We start from the raw sequence: 17,610 nt of genomic DNA, 5'->3' as shown, positions 1-17,610 counted from the left end.
CTTTTGATGACTTAGCTTTTAATGCATTATAGAACCCTGACTAACGCGAAAGCTACTATGGATATCTTGGATTTTTTTCAAGTACAATTTATACCAAATTAGATGAGCTTACCCTGATTGGTTGAATTCCCAAAAACCTCGATAAACAACCGGAATAAGTCTGATACTCTAACCGCAGTAATGTCCGCCGAATTGTGCTGTAGGAGGGTAATCGCCCGAAGGGTGGTTCAAATAAAGTGACTAATTGCTCGTGATGGGCTTTTAACCAATCCCCAATCGCCAGAAATCCACGATTTCCGGCAGCAACGCCTAACGTAAACAAGGCGGTGTCACAGTGCTTGATGATGGCGTTGCCCCGCTCTTCGGCGAGTATCGGGTAGGTCTGCGAAGGCTTCGATAATGGCAATTTGAGACATGACAGATCATGTGAATGACTACGATAGTTTATTATCATATCAGCTACTCAACCAGAATGAAATAGCCCTGGGTAAAATTGGTTGTGTGAATCGGAATGATTAAACCACAGAGGGCACAGAGGACACAGAGAAAGAGAAGAGAGAGATGCATAATTCCGATGTTAAGGGATTTGATATAACCGAGTATTTTTGCGAAAAATCCGGTTTCTGACTACCCGTGCGTCCAGGACTATAAAACTTAGGAGAAGATTTTATGCGATCGACAACTCTCAAAGGACCGATCGGCACTATTCACATCATCGAAGCCAGCCCCCCTGTGACGGCTGGGGAGTCGGAACTGCTGCCGGTGGTGTTCGTGCACGGTATGGCGGTTTCGGCGAGTATCTGGGATGTCCAGCTTGCCCGTGTCGCCCGTACCCGACGCGCGATCGCCCTTGATATGCGGGGACACGGTGATTCTGCACCGCCGGAGGACGGCAACTATGCGCCCGCCTCCTGTGCAGCGGATGTTTTGGCGGTACTGGATGGGCTGGGACTCGATCGAGTGGCGATCGTCGGGCACAGTTTCGGTGCTTGTATTGCCCTCGCCACAGCAGCCAGCGCACCGCACCGCATCGCGCAGTTGATTCTAGCAGACCCACCTGGAGACTTTACCAGAGTTCCCGCAGACGTTTACGAGGCACGGATCGTCCCCTACCAGAGGGCTCTGGAGACGGAGGATTGGCGGGCTGCTGTGGAAACCAGCTTCAATGAGGCGCTGACAGGAAGCAGGGCCGATACGCGCGATCGAATTCTCGCTTGCTTGGCGGCGACTCCACAGGATTGTCTGGCTGGAATGTCTCGCGGGATGTTTGCCTTTGAAGCTGTTGATGCTCTCGATCGCTACCTAGCAGCCCCTGGAACACGAGCCCACGCCATTATTGCTCCCTCAAACACTTTTCCGTTCAGCCTCCACGTCCTCCGTCCCACACTGACGACAACTACGCTACCCGATACTGGACACTGGCTGATGCTGGATGCGCCAGAGGCCTTTGCTAGGGAACTTGATATCTGTTTGGAAGGTGTTTAATAGACCTCTTGCAAAAATAATTAGGACGGGCTCTCCGGCCCATCCCACAAGAAAAAATAACTCTTGTGGGATGGGCCGGAGAGCCCGTCCCATCAATTGATGAAAAGGATTTTTGCAAGAGGTTTAATATAGATTTCGACAAAATCTGTTAGTTTTACCACAATTCATCGAGGGTTAAGTTGTGGGAGTTTTTGAGGATGAAGGCGTTGTTGTCTTTGATTAAGTCACCGCTACAGAGAATCGGTAAGCGTTCTTGATAAGCTTTAATCGCCAAGATATAATCTTTGTCTGCGAGGGATGTTTGAATTTTCCGCAATTTGTCAGCTACCAGGCCGAGGAAAGTAATTTCGCCAGTTAATTTTTGGGTATTTGGCGTGTGAATTTGCATAACAATTCCCTGAATTATCGTGTTGGGAATGCTGGTAAGTAGTTCGCTTAAAATTTCAATTTGAGGGCGATTTTCTGCGTTTTCTAGGGTTTGGATTGCCTCGCGGATACGGGCTGCATAATCTCCCAGGTTTTCCCGGTTAGGTAGCAATATTTCAAATTCTTCTGCATCGGCTGTTGGTTTGTGCCAAAGTGTGGCATTATCTAAGAAAGGTTGGTCTTCATGCCAGCCGTGAGTTTGTAAGTAATTTCTCAGTTGATTTAGCTCGATTGTTTGGAGTGTTTGGCTATCTTTTACGGTGACTTTCATGGTTGAACTCCTTGGCTAATTCCCTCCATAATTGACTGAAGGGCGGCGACTGTAAATTGGTTAGTTCTAGGGATGGTGACGGTGACAGCACTGGTATTTTGTGTGTCTGCCATTCCCCGCAGCGAGCTCCAATATCCGCAGCTTCTCATGCAGAGTTCTGGTTCCGACTGGGTTAAGCAGTCTTCGAGTGTTTCGGGGATTAAAACGACAACTAAAATTCGGGGAATGGCGAAGTCATCCATTCTTAAGTCGTCGTAGTTTTTGAGTTTGAGGGGGTAGCGGATGGAGTTATCGTCTTGGATGTCTCTTGATGTAGATTTTAACTGCAATTCTAAGCGAGGCGCTCTAATGGGGCCAGTCCCGCCTTTCGCAGCTACTCCCCAATCTACGCTGTCATCGTCTACGAATGGTTTGTAGAGGGAATAGCCGGCAACAGTGGTGACAGCTTGTAGGTAGACGTTGCTGAATTGTTCTTTTTGTTGGTTGATGTCCACTTTTTACGTAGCGATTATTCTTGTTAACCTGTTTGGTTTTAACTATGTAGATAAAATTACATCATGTTGGTTATGGTTTCCTTGATTTGTATCGGTTGGTTGGTGACAATGGAGTAGAGAACATCGGGGTCTAAATCGGCTCCATTTTCCCAGTAAATTGTCCCCCATTCTGGATTTAGTTTGACTTGGTTAAAGTAAGACAAGTCTTGCAGGGGGGCGAAGATTCCGGTAAATTCGATTAATTGGCTGATGTCAACTACTCCCTCTTGGTTATCTTCAAATTTGAGGTGAAGTTGATAGTTTTCTAATGGTTGAACTGAGCTAATATCTTTGAGCATTGTTTATTCCAAAGGAGCAATAGGTTCTAATGGTGTTTGAAGTCTGGCAAGTTGCCAGTTTTGCATGAGTTCTGTTTGATGAAGGGCAGCCCACTCTACAACTAATCCTAAGATGCGAGGGGAAAGTTTGCCTTCTAGGATTGAGAGGGTTTCGATATCAATGATGGCTTTTTGTTGATTGTAGCGGGCATGAAAGTGCGGGGGCGGGTGGTCGTTATAGTACATCGTAATGATGATGCCTAAAAATCTGCTGAGTTCTGGCATTAGATTGTCTCCTATACAATACTTTCGGCGTCTTTTCCCCGACTTCGTAAGACTAAATCCGCTCCATATAGCAATCCTAAATCATTTGTGAATCTCTTACTCCCTCCCCGCGGGTTCGGGGAGGGCTGGGGTGGGGTAAAAAATTTACGACTCCTGCAAGGATTGCTATAGATGACAAAATCTGTTAGTTTTACCACAATTCATCGAGAGTTAAGTTGTGGGGGTTTTTGAGGATGAAGGCGTTGTTGTCTTTGATTAAGTCACCGCTACAGAGAATCGGTAAGCGTTCTTGATAAGCTTTAATCGCCAGGATATAATCTTTGTCGGCGAGTGAAGTTTGAATTTTCCGCAATTTGTCAGCAATGACGCCTATTAAGGTTATTTCGCCACTTAATTTGTCGGTGTTGGGAGTGTGAACTTGCATGACAATTCCCTGTAAGGTCATATTGGGGAGTGAGGTGATCAAGTCTGCTAATATTTCAATTTGAGAGCGATTTTCGACAATTTCTAGGGTTTCCATGACTTCGTACATCCGCAGAGCAAAACCGCTGACTTCGGGTTTTAGAGCTAACAAAATTTCGTAGTCTTCGCCTGCTTCATTCTTGCGAGTCCACATCGATGATTTGTCACCGTCTCGGCTTTGTTCGTGCCATCCGTGTTTTTGTAAATAAGCAGCGACTTGAGGCGGTTCTAAGGTTTTGAGAATATCGGGGTCGCGGACTGTTACTATCATAGGAGTTCTCCTGATTCAATGCGCTGCATGAGAGTTTTTAAAGCGTCTGTGTTGAAAATGTTTTGTATGGGTATTTGAACAGTGACAGTGTTTTGATTTTGGGTGGGCGGTAGCCCTCGCAATGATGCCCAGTAGCCACAATAGCGCAGGGAGAGTTCTTGTTGAGATTGGCGCAACCAATCCTCTTGGCTTTCGGGTACTAAAACGATAATCAGAATGCGGGGGACGAAAGGGTTTTCTAGCCTTAATTCTTCATAGTTTTTAACTTCTAGGGGATATCGGATAATTTCATTATCCAGTAATTTTCTGGAGGTGCATTTTATTTGGACATCTAGGCGAGGGCGGCGCGTTGATTTTGATGGTCCCAAACCTGTAATAATTACGTCAACTCCTTCTGCATCTAAGGGACGCGGGGCTATTTGGAATGAGTAGCTTGCCGCGGCTGTTACCGCATAGACATAAGCATAGCTAAATTCCTCTTTTTGGGTGTTGGCGTTCATCTGAAGGAAACTTTTTCATAGGTTGATATTATTTGGTTGGTGACAATGGAGTAGAGAACATCGGGGTCTAAATCCGCTCCATTTTCCCAGTAAATTGTCCCCCATTCTGGATTTAGTTTGACTTTGTTAAAGTAAGTTAAGTCTTGCAGGGGGGCGAAGATTCCGGTAAATTCGATTAATTGGCTAATGTCAACTACTCCCTCTTGGTTATCTTCAAATTTGAGGTGAAGTTGATAGTTTTCTAATGGTTGAACTGAGCTAATATCTTTGAGCATTGTTTATTCCAAAGGAGCAATAGGTTCTAATGGTGTTTGAAGTCTGGCAAGTTGCCAGTTTTGCATGAGTTCTGTTTGATGAAGGGCAGCCCACTCTACAACTAATCCTAAGATGCGAGGGGAAAGTTTGCCTTCTAGGATTGAGAGGGTTTCGATATCAATGATGGCTTTTTGTTGATTGTAGCGGGCATGAAAGTGCGGGGGCGGGTGGTCGTTATAGTACATCGTAATGATGATGCCTAAAAATCTGCTGATCTCTGGCATTAGATAGTCCCCTATACAATTATTTCGCCGTCTTTTACCCTGATTTCGTAAGACTAAATCCGCTCAATACATTCTTTAATATTGCTGAAAACGTGCGTTTTGGTTCCAATTATACTAAAAAATCCACCTCACTATCTGCTGTTGCTTCACATCTGGCAATTGAACCAAAAACTCGCATATTTAACGCGCCTGGGTGAGTAGCAATTCTCAGGATATCGGAGCGTTCGGACTTCAGCAATACCTCAATTCCCATAACTTTACCCCCGCAGATTTTCCCGAATCATCGCCTCTAACTTGGCACTCTGGGCAAATTGCCTCTCCAGTTTGGACGAGAAGATGCAGCATCTTCTCGTCCAAACCCTCCTCCTCCTCCTCCTCCGCCTCCGCCCTCACATACCTCTCAGGATTTAAAACCTAACACTTACCGTTTTGCTTTTTTGTTGCCTTTTGACTCCGCACAAGTGTTACAACTCTTCTGGAAAGTACATTTGCAGCAAATCTGCCCCGCCCGAACCCAACTGGCATAACTTCTCCAGGACTTAGGTAAAAAGCACCTAAAGTATGATGCGAAACTCGGGCAAAACTCTTACTCTATAAATTCATCGGGCGTTAAACCGATATCCAGAAACGTCAAGATTTATTGCCAAATTTTAAAATTTTCCGGCGAAAACTTGCTATTTAATGAATAAGACTTTAAGATCCAGCAATGTAAATCAAAATCTCAATCAGCAGCCCTGCAAGCACGAACCCGAAATGGGTCGCAAGTGCCAAAAAGCAGCAAAAGCTACCTTTTTTAAGTCTTTCAACAGCAAAGCATTGGCAGAAAAACCCAGGGATCGACGGTTGGCATCTTGGAACGAATGCTTTGCTCGCAATACTACAAATGTATCAAAACTTATCTGCCAAAATTTAGCCCGAACAGATGCCTAGCTGAAACTCTTGCTGCGTAAGGTTTCAGTTTGTAATTAGGCTGGTTTTATTGTCTTTAACTACTTGAGGATTCGCTCGCATGGTTTCGATTTCTACAACTCAATCCGATCTGCTACCTTTGTCTTCGCCAACCGTAACGGCTGCGACCCAAAGCAGTGCGGCTGCTGCAACTGGGGTGTGCGTGACGGTTCACGGTCACTTTTACCAGCCGCCTCGGGAAAACCCTTACCTGGACGCGATCGAACGCCAAGCCAGCGCCTCCCCCGCCCACGACTGGAACGAACGCATTGACAACGAGTGCTACCGCCCGAACGCCTTTGCCCGCATACTCAACGATCGCGGCGAAGTCACGGGGATCGTCAACAACTACGAGTATATGAGCTTTAACATCGGGCCGACCCTGATGAGCTGGCTCGAACGCTATGACCCGGAAGTCTACCAGCGGATTCTGGAAGCCGATCGCAAAAGCTGTCAGCGGCTCAACGGTCACGGCAACGCGATCGCCCAAGTCTACAATCACATCATCATGCCGCTGGCTAACGAGCGAGACAAATACACCCAAATTCGCTGGGGGATCGCTGATTTTCGCTCCCGGTTCGATCGCGATCCCGAAGGAATATGGCTCGCCGAAACCGCCGTAGACTACGCCACCCTCGAAGTTTTAGTCGCTGAAGGCATCCGCTTCATTGTCTTAGCCCCCTCCCAAGCCGAACGCTGCCGCCTGCTAATCGGGCAAAACCAAGAAGGGGAACCAGCGGAAAATTCCGAATGGCACGAAGTCGGCGGCGGCCAAATCGATCCGACTCGCCCGTACCGCTGCTATTTGAAACCAGAAATGCGGTTGATGGCTGACCACCAACTCTCGCCGCTGAGCACTCACCATTTTGGTCGCAGACACTTCCAAAATTCCGCAGCCACACCTGCCAACACTCCCTACATTGATATCTTTTTCTACGACGGCCCGATCTCGCGGGATATGGGCTTCAATGACGTTCTCAGCAGCAGCCACCACTTGGCGGGGCGCTTGGGTCAAGCCGTACGGGGAGACCACCGACCGGCTCAATTAATCTGCGTGGCGACGGACGGCGAAACTTTCGGCCACCACAAACACAGTACCGAAAAATGCCTCGCCTACGCCTTCACAGAAGAGTTTCCCCGCCGCGGCTGGACGGTGACGAATTTTGCTCATTATTTAAGTCAAAATCCTCCCGCTTGGGAAGTGGAACTCAAACCCGTGACGGCCTGGAGTTGCTCTCACGGGGTCGATCGCTGGCAAGATGATTGCGGCTGCGGTGGCGGCGGCGGATGGCACCTGCTGTGGCGCAAGCCTTTGCGGGATACTTTGAATTGGCTGCGCGATCGGCTGATTCCGATTTACGAAGAAGCGGGGCGCAAGCTGTTGTGCGATCCCTGGAAAGCCAGAGATGAATATATTTATGTCATTCGGGATCGATCGCCCGCTAACGTTGACAGTTTCCTCCAACGCCATCAAGTGCGCCCCCTCGATGCCTCCGAACAGGTGGACGCCCTGCGACTGCTGGAAATGCAGCGCCACACGCTGTTAATGTTCACTAGCTGCGGCTGGTTTTTTGAAGAAATCTCGCGGCCAGAAGGCGTGCAAATTCTGCGCTACGCGGCCCGGGCGCTTGAATTGGCGGGGGAAGTCACCGGCATCCAGCTAGAAAAGGATTTTGTCGATCGACTAGCCCTCGTACCCAGCAACGTTGACTGTTTCAAAACAGGGGCAGAAGTTTACCGCCAACTGGTGGTGACAGCCCAAATTAGTCTCAGACAAGTGGCCGCCCACTACGCTATCAGTTCTCTGTTTGCCAAGTTTCCGCGCGAACAGCGAGTTTACTGCTATCAGACCCAGCAGCAAGATTTCCAAATTCAGCGCATGGGCTCGATGACTCTGGCTGTGGGTCAATTGCAGTTAACCTCGGAAATTACGCGGGAAACAGAGGTTTATGTGTTTGCTGCGTTCCACCTCGGCGGCTGGGACTTCCACTGCTGCATTCAGCCTTTTGGCAGCCGCCGGTCTTACACTATGCTCAAAGAGCGGTTGTTTGGAGTTATGCAAGAAGCTTCGGCGGCCCACGCGATTCTGGAAATGGTGCGGCTGTTTGGGGATCAGTCCTTTAGCTTGCGAGATTTATTCGCTGAGGAACGCCACCGGATCGTGCAGTTGCTGAGTCAGGAAAACTTGACTCGCTTGGATCAGCTTTACACTCAGGTTTACCGCGAAAATTACGGGGTGATGATGGCGTTCCACCGCGACGAACTCCCGGTGCCGGTAGAGTTGCAGGTGGCGGCGGAGGTGGCTTTGGGACACCGCTGTTTGACGGCGGCCAAGGCCCTGGAACTGGAAACCGAGAACCCGGAGGCGCTGCTGGCAGAAATTGAGGCGATCGCCACTGAAAGCGGTCATCTCCGCTGTCGGTTGAACGTTCCCGAAGTCAAGCAAATTTTGGAAAAGCTGGTTTGGCGATCGCTAGACGCGCTGCTGCAAGCAGGATCGGGCGTAGAGGACCGATCGCCTGTCAAGTTGGAAGCTGATATCCGCACGATCGAGCGTTTGATTGCTGTGGGCGATCGGCTGAGTCTGGGTTTGTGTTTGGACAAATCGCAGGAACTGTATTTCCATTCTCTGTACAGCCAAATTGTGCCTCTGTGTTTGGGCTGGCTGCAACGGCGAGCTGCTTCGGTGGCCGAAAGTGCGGTCGAGCCCGTTGCCTTGGATATCGCCCGACCAGACGGCGGCTGGGAGTTGCCTTCGATCCGGCAGTTGCTGGAGTTGGGTCAAACTCTGGCTGTTGATGTTGAGTGTTGGTTGAACCAGTTAAGTCGATCGCTTCTCGATTAGCCAACCAAATCAATTTTCGCGCTTGAAAATCCGCCAGCTCGGGGTTTAAATCCCGATCGGGCCTGCGGGATAGACCGAGAATCACCGGCATTTCGGTTTGCCGGGATCGCGGCTGGGGATCGAAGCACCGACAGGGAACCGCCAACTTTGTTTAAGTTTTCGCTCTACTTATGTGGGAAGATAAAAAGACTGTCCCCAAAGCGTATAGGTGTTCTGCACTTGCAGGCTTTGTAGAGTTTTGAAGAAAGAACACTAAGTTTAAATTTGTCAGGAACCTCAGCCCCGACGGCATGAGGCTTGAAAGAGAAATCTAACAAGCCATTCTGACGGGCCTAAGTCTTAACTGACTACGTTTTTTGAGTCACGACACCCTGGGATACGAAGCTAGTCCCTTGCTCTGTCGCTAGTGGTTAAACAGTTCTAAGGTCACTGGAACAGTGCTGCTAGCCTAACAAGCTTAGAAAACATTGACCGACAAGCTAACATTACCCCGCAAGGGAGGCTCTTCGGAGCAAAATACTATGCGTACAGGATTGGGAGATTTGAAACGGTAACTGTCCCGTTGAAAGTGCAATACAAAAGTACACCGACTCAACCAGTCCCAAGGCGGTAGTAATTAAAAATATAAAGCCGTCCTAAAAGGACGGGGTTTCTACCCATAATTTTGATGAAAGTTGGCGATCGCGTTTGCATTAAAAACTCTGTTGTTGTCTACCACCACCCTCAAAATCGCAATCAACCATTTGATATTAAGGGTATGGAAGGAGAAATCGTGGCGATCGTTCACGAATGGCACGGCCGACCTGTCAGTGCCAATTGGCCGGTTCTAGTTCAGTTTGACAAAAAATTTAAAGCTCACCTGAAAGAGGATGAGGTCGAAGTAATATCTTCGGAACTCTAGCTGTCTCAAAAGTTGAAGCCGGAGCCCAAAGACAATATCAAATCCCGTCAGTCGATTTTAGATTTTAGATTTTAGATTTTAGATTTACTCCACAGATGAATCTGGAGGCTTGAACTATGGTCTAAGATTTTGGGCAGATCAATACTCCTGTCGGAAAGCAATTATCCGTTTTCGGGCGGGAGTCATATAGCTGTTGTAGAATTTGTAGTGAGGAGTTCAGTTTTTTCTGTAGCTTTTAGTCGATCGGCAGAACTAAATTCCTTACTACAAACCATCTTTTTTTGTTTCATCCTTAATTTTTCGACCGTCCGCGGCTGAACCAACCGAATATATTCAAATCTCCCTGCATTTTCTGCAATTCCTGCTGATGCTGCTTGGCTGTAGCGTAGTACCACTGGCAGTGAAGTTCTAGTTCTTGACGGTACTTAATTTCCTCGTAAAACTCGCGGACAATTTGGTGTCTCTGAAAAATTTCGGCCGCGGGAGTCGGTTCTGGGGCAATATTTTGCAACTCGTGGGGCAGCATGATTGTTTGGGGGAGAGTGTGGCTAATATTTGCTGTAATGACTTTAAGCTAACACACTAAATCATAGGATTTTAGATTTTAGATTTTAGATTTCAGATTTTAGATCGTATCCGTTTGATTCGGAATTTTATCTAATGAAGTTTTGTAGGGGCGGGTTCGCCCAGATATTTGATAAGTATAGACAAATTATATAAACCCGCCCGCCCCTACAATTGAGATGCAACCGGATTTGATATTAGTTTAAATTCTTCAATCTAAAATCCAAAATTTAAAATCTAAAATCTCTTAAAGCCATCCCCGCAGCCGATAAACGATTAAGCCGATGTATTCTTTCAAAGCTTTAGTTGACTGGTGTAACTGATAGGTATCCGGCAATAAATCCAAGGCGAATGCTTGCCAATTGCTTTCGGATGCTGCGATAGCCTGCTGCGTCATCTGAAAGTCTGTTGGTGCGGCAATTGCTTTTATTCCCTGACGCTGGAAAATCAAGAGCGATCGAGTCATGTGCATCGCCGATGTCACTAGCAAAACCGGCCCTTTTATAGCTTTAGCATCTAAAATTTTCCGCACGTTGACGGCATTTTGATAAGTGTTGTGTGAATCGGGGTCTTGCAGAATTGTTGATGCAGGTACGCCCATTGTTTGGGCAATTTCTGCCATATCTGCCGATTCTGGAGAGCCCCCGCCTTTCCAATCTACTCTACCGCCGCTGAGAATTAGCAGGGGAGCTTTGCCTTGCTTGTAAAGTCGGGAACCGTAGATTATTCGATCGCCCGCTTCCCCTAATTCTACCCAAGGACGGGGAGGTAAAGCTGCTTTGACACCGCCGCCCAAGACGATAATCGCTTCAGCTTGGGGGAGTTCGGCGGTTGGTAAGTTTTGCCATTCGAGCGATCGAACTAACGATTTTGAAACCCAACCGCTACTTCCGAGAAGTAAAATAATTAGAGCCGCAGCAATTGGCGCCGCCGCCCATTTTGGACGCTTCCAAAGTGTGATTAAAGCCGCCATCATTAACAGGCAACTCAACCCCAAAGGATAAATAAACAGCGGCAGGAGTTTCGACAGAAATACAAACATTCAATTGGGAATTTGGCATTTGGAACTGATACGATCGCGTAGCCGAAGTATTGGGTATTGGGACGAATAGGATTAGTGACTAATGACTAATGACTGATGACTAATGACTGATGACTGATGACTGATGACTGATGACTAATGACTAATGACTAATGACTAATGACTAATGATTAATGACTAATGACTAATGACTAATGACTAATGATTAATGACTGATGACTGATGACTGATGACTAATGACTAAAGCTAGCGACGATCCTCTGGCGCAGACAACCAGTCAAAGAATGTAGCAGCTTCACGCCTAGGGGTTTTGCTATATAGTTTGCCCTCCGTTTCCACTACTTCTTTATTGAGGATAGCATCCGAGGTTTTATCCTTGGAACGCATATTCGGATTGAGTAGTAGTTCGTTGTGCCACCAAGCGACAATTAAACCTGCTGCCACGCCGCCGAGCACACCAAGGCCGAGACTCAGGGGCAGCTTACATCCTACTAAGCGAAAACCAACGGTAAACAACACAAACCATATCAGCGCGGGGCTAAACCCCTTGGAGTCTCCGGTAAATTTTGGCATAAGCTTTCAGTTGACAGTTGACAGTTGACAGTTGACAGTTGACAGCGACCTCTACCTAGAAGTCCGAGGATTGGAGTAATGAATAGTCTTATTTTAATTTCTCCCGCTTATCGGTTCCGGCTTTAAACCAATTCTTTCTGGTAATAAAACAGAAAGATATTGACAATATTAGCAGACAATCAAATTCGCATAGGCGATCGATCTGCAACTACTCGCCACAAATCAAGTTTAATTGTAGCTCTAAGTCTTGCGCCGTATCTACAATGTTTACAGAAATTTGCTCTAATTCTGTAAAAGGTTCAAAAGCTGCTTGCTGCGAACTCAATAGTTCGGCTGTCGCGTCAGCAATATCGCCCCTGCGCTGTTGCAGGCGTTCTCGCAATACTTCAATTGGTGCCGTGCAGTAAATGATTTGCAGGGGTAAGCCGCGGGATTTAGCCTGATTAATTGCATCGGTTCTCAAGTTTTGGCGATCGAACTTTGCATCTAAAATCACATCCCAACCTCGGTCAGCCAGAATTATCCCCAACTCTAACAATCTACCATAAGTCTGGTCAGTCATTTCCTCCGAGTACAAATCTTGCCCCCCGCGTTCATTTAAAGAAATCCCGCCTAAATGTTTGCGAACAGCATCGGAGCGAATATGAATTGCCCCAGTGCGGCGAGCCAAATATCGAGCTGCTGTACTCTTGCCAGAACCCGACAAACCCGACATTAAAATTAACTTTCCTCGGTGCGGTTTTGTGTATTCCCAAGCTAATTTATAGTAATGAGCTGCTGTCTGTGAAATCTCTGCTTTTTGGGCAGTTGAAATAGCGGGATCGTCCAACATTAACGAAGTTACTTTTGCTCTAACATAAGCTTGACGGCTCAAATACAGCGGTAGCAGTTGCAGTCCTTCCCAATCGCCTGTTTGTTCGATGTAAGTATTGAGAAAAACATTGCCTAAATCTCTGCGCCCCCGGGATTCCAAATCCATTACTGTAAAAGCCACATCGTACATGACATCAACAAAGCGAAAAGGCTCGTTAAATTCAATGCAATCGAACAGCAATATTTTATTTTGCCACAGTGCTATATTCCGCAAGTGCAAATCTCCGTGGCACTCGCGAATTTTATTTTGGGCAATCCGCAGGTCAAATAACTCTTGATTTTCCTCAAAAAACGCATCCGTATAATCTTTAGTTTCCTGATATTGTGTCTGAGTCTGCGGCCCGCCGATATATTTTTGCGAAAGCAGGTAATTGTTTTCTATCGCTTTGCGAATCTGACTGACTTCGCCAAATGTGCGAATGTAGCTATTACTAATTGCCGTGCTGTGAAAGTTGGCAACTTCGCGCCCTAAGTCTGCCATAAGTTGCTCGGTCAACAGTCCTCGTCCCAACAAACTGAGCAACAGCGAATCTTGAGGAAACTCCCGCATTTTCAGTGCGTATTCTACAGCAATCTCGGTAGGAATTATAGCAGGTAAGTTGCTGCAAAGTCCAAACAAATCGCCCCTTTGAACAATTGGCAAAACTTCCAGGTAAATTTCCGGTGCAGTCCGCCGATTCATCAGCAACTCTTGGGTGCAAAAATGCTGCCGTTTCTCCAAGCTTGAATAGTCCAAAAAGCCAAAATTGACTGGTTTCTTGATTTTGTAAGTATAATCTCCTGTCAGCAGGACAAAGGAAGCGTGAGTCTGAATTAGCTGCACTGGTTCTGTTACCCCGTGCGGGTAAAATCCGGGCTGCAACATTTGCTGAATCAGAGGTGGGAGACAAGTATCAGTCATAGCGATTTTAGATTTGGGATTTTAGATGTTGACTTGAATCAAATTTATTATAGAGTTGATAGTTAGTGTAAACCCAAAAGCAGCGATGACAGAAAATAATCAAGCAGAAAACAATCAAGATTCCCGTTCGGTGGATGTGTTTGGCGTAGGCAATGCCCTAGTGGACATCTTAGCATTGGTGGAAGATGATTTTGTACTGGGCCACGGGCTGAATCGCGGCGGGATGACGCTGATGAATTCGGAAACGCAGGGGGGGATTTTGCACGATTTAGAGCACAATTCGCTGCAAATGCGATCGGGGGGTTCGGCGGCAAATACGATGATTGGTTTGGCTCAGAGCGGCGGTAAAGCGTATTATTCGGGGAAGGTTGCTAAGGATACTAACGGGGAATTTTACCGGCAAGATTTGCTGGCGGCGGGGATTGATTTTAACGTGCATCCTGCTGCTGAGTCGAACGAGCCCACTGGTACTTGTGTAGTGCTGACTACGCCGGATGCGGAACGCACGATGTGTACTAATTTGGGTGTTTCTACTACTCTGGCTGCGGCGGATATTGATGTCGATCGGCTGGCTCACTGCAAGTACAGTTATGTTGAGGGCTATCTTTGGGATGCTCCCGATCCGAGAAAGGCTAGCATTGAGACGATGGAACAGTCTAAGCGTCTGGGTGTGAAGGTGGCTTTTACTTTTTCGGATGGCTTTTTAGTCGATCGCTTTGCTGATGATTTTCACAAGGTGGTTTCGGAATATTGCGATGTAATTTTTTGTAATGCTGATGAAGTTCGGAGCTTTTTTAAGGAGGAATCTCTGGAAGAGTGCGCTCGGAAAATGAGCGAGATTTCGGATTTGGCTTTTATCACGAATGGGGATAAAGGCTGCACGGTGGTGGAGAAAAAACAGATTGTTGATGTGGCTGGATTTCCGGTAAAGGCGATCGATACTGTGGGTGCTGGGGACGCTTTTGCCGGCGGTGTTTTGTTTGGAATTACTAACGGTTTGAGTTCTGTACAAGCGGCTCGTTGGGGCAATTTCTTGGCTTCTAGGGTGGTGCAGATTCACGGGCCTCGGCTTGAGGGTTCTCAGGCTCATCTTTTGAGTGAGGTGATTTCTGGTTAGGAATTAAAATGGGCGATCGCACTTTTTGTGTTAAGGGCGATCGCTCTTTTGAAGCGCAGAGAACTCACAGGCGGGACGCCCGTGCCACAATGGATGCTGATGGGGGAAAGGGATCTGGCACATAAGCCAATTCAAGGTATCTGGAAAACAGATTTATGGTGGAAAGTAGCGATAAATGTCTTTCCGGTGGAGAACCCTAACAAAAGTAATAGTCTCGCCATCCAAATAAAAACCTATTCGATAGTCGCCAACCCGAAGCCGATAGGCATTGTCATCGCCTTTTAATGTTTTTAAGTTAATAATTGTCTGTAAATCAGTAACATTGGGAATTTCCACAAAAACGATCGCTTTGACTTGCTCAAAGACGCACTTTTAAGAGCTTTTAAATCGTTTAAAAAACATGGCAAATATTCTACTTTCATTCTTTATCAAGTTCGTCAAGTGCTTCTTGTAAACTTAACGGCTTTTCATCTTTTACTTGGCGCATAGCCTGGAGAAGTCCTCTATCTTCGATCGCCTCTACGAGATACTGATAGTCGGTATAGTTGAGAATGACTTGACTGATGTTGCCTTCGGTATCGAATATTAATTCTTTGGCAAGTGGGTAGTCTTCTATTTTCATAGATTTTGATGTATTGATGGGTTGGGAGGGAATGATGCTTCTATTTTAACAGCGCGCTCCTAAATCGGGACGGACAATTCACCACTCGCGCCAGCGTTTTTAAATCATTTGGAGGCTCCTGATTAAACTGTACCTCCGAAAGCTCTGATAATTCTATGGTAAGGTCGATCGCTCTTTTGAACCGCAGATGCACGCTGATGGACGCGGATGGGGGAAAGGGCGATCGCACTCAGGTAGCAGTAGGACAATAAAACCTACATCTAGGTTGTTTAATCCTTGATTTTTGTCATTTTTGCAAAATATACTGACTGATAATCTGTTTGAGTTATTGAAGAGCTTCTATAGCGCTCGGCACATCCACTATTGACAAAATAAATTGGTTTAGCTAAGATGGAATTTAGTTAAAATTGCCAAATATAGCAGATGCACATAATCAGCTATCGGCGAGTGCGTGAATATAGCGAAAGTCATGCTGATTGTCGGGAAGGATTAGATAACTGGTTTAAAATTGCTACGAAAGCCAAATGGTCAAATTTAGTTGAGGTGCAATCTGTTTTTCCTAAAGCAGAAGCAGTTGGAGATTTTACCGTTTTCAACATCAAAGGCAACAATTATAGATTAATAGTTAGTATCGATTATAAAAGCCAATTGATTTATATCAAATACATTCTTACTCATGCTGAGTATGATAAGGAGAACTGGAAAAATGACCCTTATTTTTAATCCAGATAAGTACACAGAGTTATTGTCTCAGTATCAGCCGAAAATCATTAGAACAGAAGCTGAGAATGAAAAGGCTTTGGCTATTGTGGAAGAGTTAATGCACCGTCGCGATCGCACTCCAGAAGAAGATGAGTTATATGAATTGTTGATTGCATTGATTGAAAAATTTGAGCAAGAATATTATGCACCGGGAGTCGCAGCGACACCTCATTCATTGTTACTTTTTTTGATAGAACAGCGCTCGCTAAAACCTGCGGATTTGATGGGAATTATTGGCTCTGAAGAAGGAGTGTATGCCTTGGTTAATGGTGAGCGAGATATCAGCAAAGAGCAGGCTGTGATTCTGGGTAGTTTTTTTTATGTAGAGCCGAGTTTGTTTACTAATTAGGCTTTTTAAGGGCAGATGTAAGCAGATAAAAGCGAATGGATGAAAGCCGATCGCACTTTTTGAACCGCAGATACACGCGGATGGACGCGGATGGGGGAAATGACGATCGCTATAATTCCAGATAGCGTTGCAAAATCTCTTGAGCTTGGGAAAATAGCTCCGATTCCAATTGGCCGACTTGTTGTACTAATCTCGTTTTGTCGAAAGTCATGGGATCGACACAGACTAGCAAGCTATCTGCATTTAAGCCATTTTGTGGGGATGCAGGTACTAATATCACAGCAGCGGAAATCCGAGGATCGTGAGGACGAGCTGAGGTAAATGGCAAAACTGTCACTTTGCTGCGCCGCTCGTTAAACAGCGTACCAGAAATTACTAACGCAGGTCGCGTTTTGCGTATTTCTGTTCCGACTGACGGATCGAATCTAGCTATCCAGATGCTTCCCAGTCGGTAATCGCTTGAGTTTGCCATTCCTCATTCCATCCTAAATCTAGTTCGTCAATTAGCTTGCAAGCTTCTGCTAAAGCTTGGTTTTCTTGCTGTTTTCGCCATTGTTGCAAAAGAGATTCTATCAAAGAATTGGGGTTTTGTACTTTTTGATTGATGTATATGAGTAAGTCATCTGGTAGGCAGATAGAGATGTCGCTCATTGGCTTATAGGCATTATTATTTGTGTCTATTTTAGCAATGATTGGCTGAAGCGACAATTTTTTATTAGCTGTATGGGAAAAGGGACTGGCGATCGCTCTTTTGAACCGCAGATGCACGCTGATGGACGCGGATGCGGGAAAGGGCGAGATATCTTTTTGACGTAAGGGCGATCGCTCTTTTGAACCGCAGATGCACGTTGATGGACGCGGATGGGGGAAAGGTCGATTCACGATCGGGATAGCTACAGATCGCACTTTATGAAAATTTCAAAGCGATCGAGCTTATGAATGTCTCCGTTTTGGCTATAATAGTATTATTTTTGAATCATACCTAATTAGGGCTTGCTGAAAAAGCCTAAAACCCTTACATCAAAAGACTTTGGCTCGTGACGGCGCTGAAAGTGTGCAAGAT

25 protein-coding genes are annotated in these 17,610 nt (G+C 46.2%); 7 read left to right on the top strand and 18 right to left on the bottom strand.

Going from position 1 to position 17,610, the window contains the following annotated elements:
- Positions 1-88 precede the first annotated feature (88 nt).
- Positions 89-454, bottom strand: coding sequence for a transposase family protein (locus QUB70_RS32800; RefSeq protein WP_442927836.1), 366 nt, complete (start codon positions 452-454; stop codon positions 89-91).
- A gap of 215 nt (positions 455-669) precedes the next feature.
- Between QUB70_RS32800 and QUB70_RS26930 the strand changes: the two genes are divergently transcribed.
- A complete protein-coding gene (locus QUB70_RS26930; RefSeq protein WP_332984570.1) occupies positions 670-1,485 on the top strand; it encodes an alpha/beta fold hydrolase in 816 nt (271 codons plus the stop codon).
- A 154-nt stretch (positions 1,486-1,639) separates the two neighbouring features.
- Here the strand turns inward: QUB70_RS26930 and QUB70_RS26925 are convergent, their stop codons facing one another.
- From QUB70_RS26925 to QUB70_RS26885, 9 genes are all read right to left on the bottom strand, one after another.
- Positions 1,640-2,182, bottom strand: coding sequence for a hypothetical protein (locus QUB70_RS26925; RefSeq protein WP_332984569.1), 543 nt, complete (start codon positions 2,180-2,182; stop codon positions 1,640-1,642).
- Positions 2,179-2,676: a DUF4365 domain-containing protein gene (locus QUB70_RS26920; protein WP_332984567.1), complete on the bottom strand. Its 498-nt coding sequence runs from the start codon at positions 2,674-2,676 to the stop codon at positions 2,179-2,181. The genes QUB70_RS26925 and QUB70_RS26920 overlap by 4 nt, the downstream gene beginning before the upstream one ends.
- 56 nt (positions 2,677-2,732) lie before the next feature.
- The gene (locus QUB70_RS26915) at positions 2,733-3,014 is read right to left on the bottom strand and encodes a DUF2442 domain-containing protein (RefSeq protein WP_332984566.1); all 282 of its coding nucleotides are present in this window, start codon (positions 3,012-3,014) and stop codon (positions 2,733-2,735) included.
- A 3-nt stretch (positions 3,015-3,017) separates the two neighbouring features.
- Positions 3,018-3,278, bottom strand: a complete 261-nt coding sequence (locus tag QUB70_RS26910; protein ID WP_332984565.1) for a DUF4160 domain-containing protein — start codon at positions 3,276-3,278, stop codon at positions 3,018-3,020.
- A 190-nt stretch (positions 3,279-3,468) separates the two neighbouring features.
- Complete coding sequence (locus QUB70_RS26905; RefSeq protein WP_332984563.1) at positions 3,469-4,011, bottom strand: hypothetical protein; 543 nt, start codon at positions 4,009-4,011, stop codon at positions 3,469-3,471.
- Complete coding sequence (locus tag QUB70_RS26900) at positions 4,008-4,511, bottom strand: DUF4365 domain-containing protein (protein WP_332984562.1); 504 nt, start codon at positions 4,509-4,511, stop codon at positions 4,008-4,010. The genes QUB70_RS26905 and QUB70_RS26900 overlap by 4 nt, the downstream gene beginning before the upstream one ends.
- Positions 4,508-4,786 carry a DUF2442 domain-containing protein gene (locus tag QUB70_RS26895; protein ID WP_332984561.1) on the bottom strand — a complete coding sequence of 93 codons (279 nt, stop codon included), beginning with the start codon at positions 4,784-4,786 and terminating at the stop codon, positions 4,508-4,510. Before QUB70_RS26895 ends, QUB70_RS26900 begins: the two co-directional genes overlap by 4 nt.
- Positions 4,787-4,789: 3 nt before the next feature.
- On the bottom strand, positions 4,790-5,050 hold the full coding sequence (locus QUB70_RS26890; protein WP_332984560.1) for a DUF4160 domain-containing protein: 261 nt from the start codon (positions 5,048-5,050) through the stop codon (positions 4,790-4,792).
- A 109-nt stretch (positions 5,051-5,159) separates the two neighbouring features.
- A complete protein-coding gene (locus tag QUB70_RS26885; RefSeq protein ID WP_332984558.1) occupies positions 5,160-5,303 on the bottom strand; it encodes a hypothetical protein in 144 nt (47 codons plus the stop codon).
- A 428-nt stretch (positions 5,304-5,731) separates the two neighbouring features.
- On the opposite strand from QUB70_RS26885, the gene QUB70_RS26880 reads away from it, so the two are divergent.
- The 3 genes from QUB70_RS26880 (at position 5,732) to QUB70_RS26870 (ending at position 9,744) form a co-directional block, all read left to right on the top strand.
- On the top strand, positions 5,732-5,980 hold the full coding sequence (locus QUB70_RS26880) for a hypothetical protein (RefSeq protein WP_332984556.1): 249 nt from the start codon (positions 5,732-5,734) through the stop codon (positions 5,978-5,980).
- 79 nt (positions 5,981-6,059) lie between these two features.
- A complete protein-coding gene (locus tag QUB70_RS26875) occupies positions 6,060-8,843 on the top strand; it encodes a DUF3536 domain-containing protein (protein WP_332984554.1) in 2,784 nt (927 codons plus the stop codon).
- Positions 8,844-9,510: 667 nt separating this feature from the next.
- Entirely contained in the window at positions 9,511-9,744 is a 234-nt protein-coding gene (locus QUB70_RS26870) for a ferredoxin-thioredoxin reductase variable chain (RefSeq protein ID WP_332984553.1), read from the top strand.
- Between the two features lie 292 nt (positions 9,745-10,036).
- Here QUB70_RS26870 and QUB70_RS26865 read toward each other — a convergent pair whose 3' ends face one another.
- The 4 genes from QUB70_RS26865 to QUB70_RS26850 all read right to left on the bottom strand — a co-directional run bounded on the left by QUB70_RS26865 (position 10,037) and on the right by QUB70_RS26850 (position 13,697).
- A complete protein-coding gene (locus tag QUB70_RS26865; RefSeq protein WP_190661358.1) occupies positions 10,037-10,270 on the bottom strand; it encodes a hypothetical protein in 234 nt (77 codons plus the stop codon).
- Between the two features lie 285 nt (positions 10,271-10,555).
- Positions 10,556-11,350: a YdcF family protein gene (locus tag QUB70_RS26860; protein ID WP_332984551.1), complete on the bottom strand. Its 795-nt coding sequence runs from the start codon at positions 11,348-11,350 to the stop codon at positions 10,556-10,558.
- 246 nt (positions 11,351-11,596) lie between these two features.
- Positions 11,597-11,923, bottom strand: a complete 327-nt coding sequence (locus tag QUB70_RS26855; protein ID WP_332984550.1) for a hypothetical protein — start codon at positions 11,921-11,923, stop codon at positions 11,597-11,599.
- Between the two features lie 208 nt (positions 11,924-12,131).
- The gene (locus QUB70_RS26850; protein WP_332984548.1) at positions 12,132-13,697 is read right to left on the bottom strand and encodes a bifunctional aminoglycoside phosphotransferase/ATP-binding protein; all 1,566 of its coding nucleotides are present in this window, start codon (positions 13,695-13,697) and stop codon (positions 12,132-12,134) included.
- A gap of 85 nt (positions 13,698-13,782) precedes the next feature.
- Here QUB70_RS26850 and QUB70_RS26845 point away from each other — a divergent pair, with 85 nt between their 5' ends.
- Positions 13,783-14,814 carry an adenosine kinase gene (locus QUB70_RS26845; RefSeq protein ID WP_332984547.1) on the top strand — a complete coding sequence of 344 codons (1,032 nt, stop codon included), beginning with the start codon at positions 13,783-13,785 and terminating at the stop codon, positions 14,812-14,814.
- A gap of 153 nt (positions 14,815-14,967) precedes the next feature.
- Here the strand turns inward: QUB70_RS26845 and QUB70_RS26840 are convergent, their stop codons facing one another.
- Together QUB70_RS26840 and QUB70_RS26835 are read right to left on the bottom strand one after the other, a co-directional pair.
- Positions 14,968-15,150, bottom strand: coding sequence for a type II toxin-antitoxin system RelE family toxin (locus QUB70_RS26840; protein WP_332984546.1), 183 nt, complete (start codon positions 15,148-15,150; stop codon positions 14,968-14,970).
- 82 nt (positions 15,151-15,232) lie between these two features.
- Positions 15,233-15,436 (bottom strand): hypothetical protein, encoded by a 204-nt coding sequence (locus tag QUB70_RS26835; RefSeq protein WP_332984545.1) that lies wholly within the window; start codon positions 15,434-15,436, stop codon positions 15,233-15,235.
- A gap of 423 nt (positions 15,437-15,859) precedes the next feature.
- Between QUB70_RS26835 and QUB70_RS26830 the strand changes: the two genes are divergently transcribed.
- Together QUB70_RS26830 and QUB70_RS26825 are read left to right on the top strand one after the other, a co-directional pair.
- The gene (locus tag QUB70_RS26830; RefSeq protein WP_332984543.1) at positions 15,860-16,159 is read left to right on the top strand and encodes a type II toxin-antitoxin system HigB family toxin; all 300 of its coding nucleotides are present in this window, start codon (positions 15,860-15,862) and stop codon (positions 16,157-16,159) included.
- On the top strand, positions 16,143-16,547 hold the full coding sequence (locus QUB70_RS26825; RefSeq protein ID WP_332984542.1) for a helix-turn-helix domain-containing protein: 405 nt from the start codon (positions 16,143-16,145) through the stop codon (positions 16,545-16,547). Before QUB70_RS26830 ends, QUB70_RS26825 begins: the two co-directional genes overlap by 17 nt.
- Positions 16,548-16,656: 109 nt before the next feature.
- Here the strand turns inward: QUB70_RS26825 and QUB70_RS26820 are convergent, their stop codons facing one another.
- Together QUB70_RS26820 and QUB70_RS26815 are read right to left on the bottom strand one after the other, a co-directional pair.
- Positions 16,657-17,019 carry a type II toxin-antitoxin system PemK/MazF family toxin gene (locus QUB70_RS26820; RefSeq protein WP_332984540.1) on the bottom strand — a complete coding sequence of 121 codons (363 nt, stop codon included), beginning with the start codon at positions 17,017-17,019 and terminating at the stop codon, positions 16,657-16,659.
- The gene (locus QUB70_RS26815) at positions 16,977-17,453 is read right to left on the bottom strand and encodes a hypothetical protein (RefSeq protein ID WP_332984539.1); all 477 of its coding nucleotides are present in this window, start codon (positions 17,451-17,453) and stop codon (positions 16,977-16,979) included. The genes QUB70_RS26820 and QUB70_RS26815 overlap by 43 nt, the downstream gene beginning before the upstream one ends.
- Between the last annotated feature and the right edge of the window lie 157 nt (positions 17,454-17,610).

It is taken from the genome of Microcoleus sp. A003_D6 (assembly GCF_036702825.1).
GTDB lineage: Bacteria > Cyanobacteriota > Cyanobacteriia > Cyanobacteriales > Microcoleaceae > Microcoleus.
Note: the sequence above shows the minus strand (reverse complement) of the source record. Positions and strands in the feature narration are given on the sequence as shown.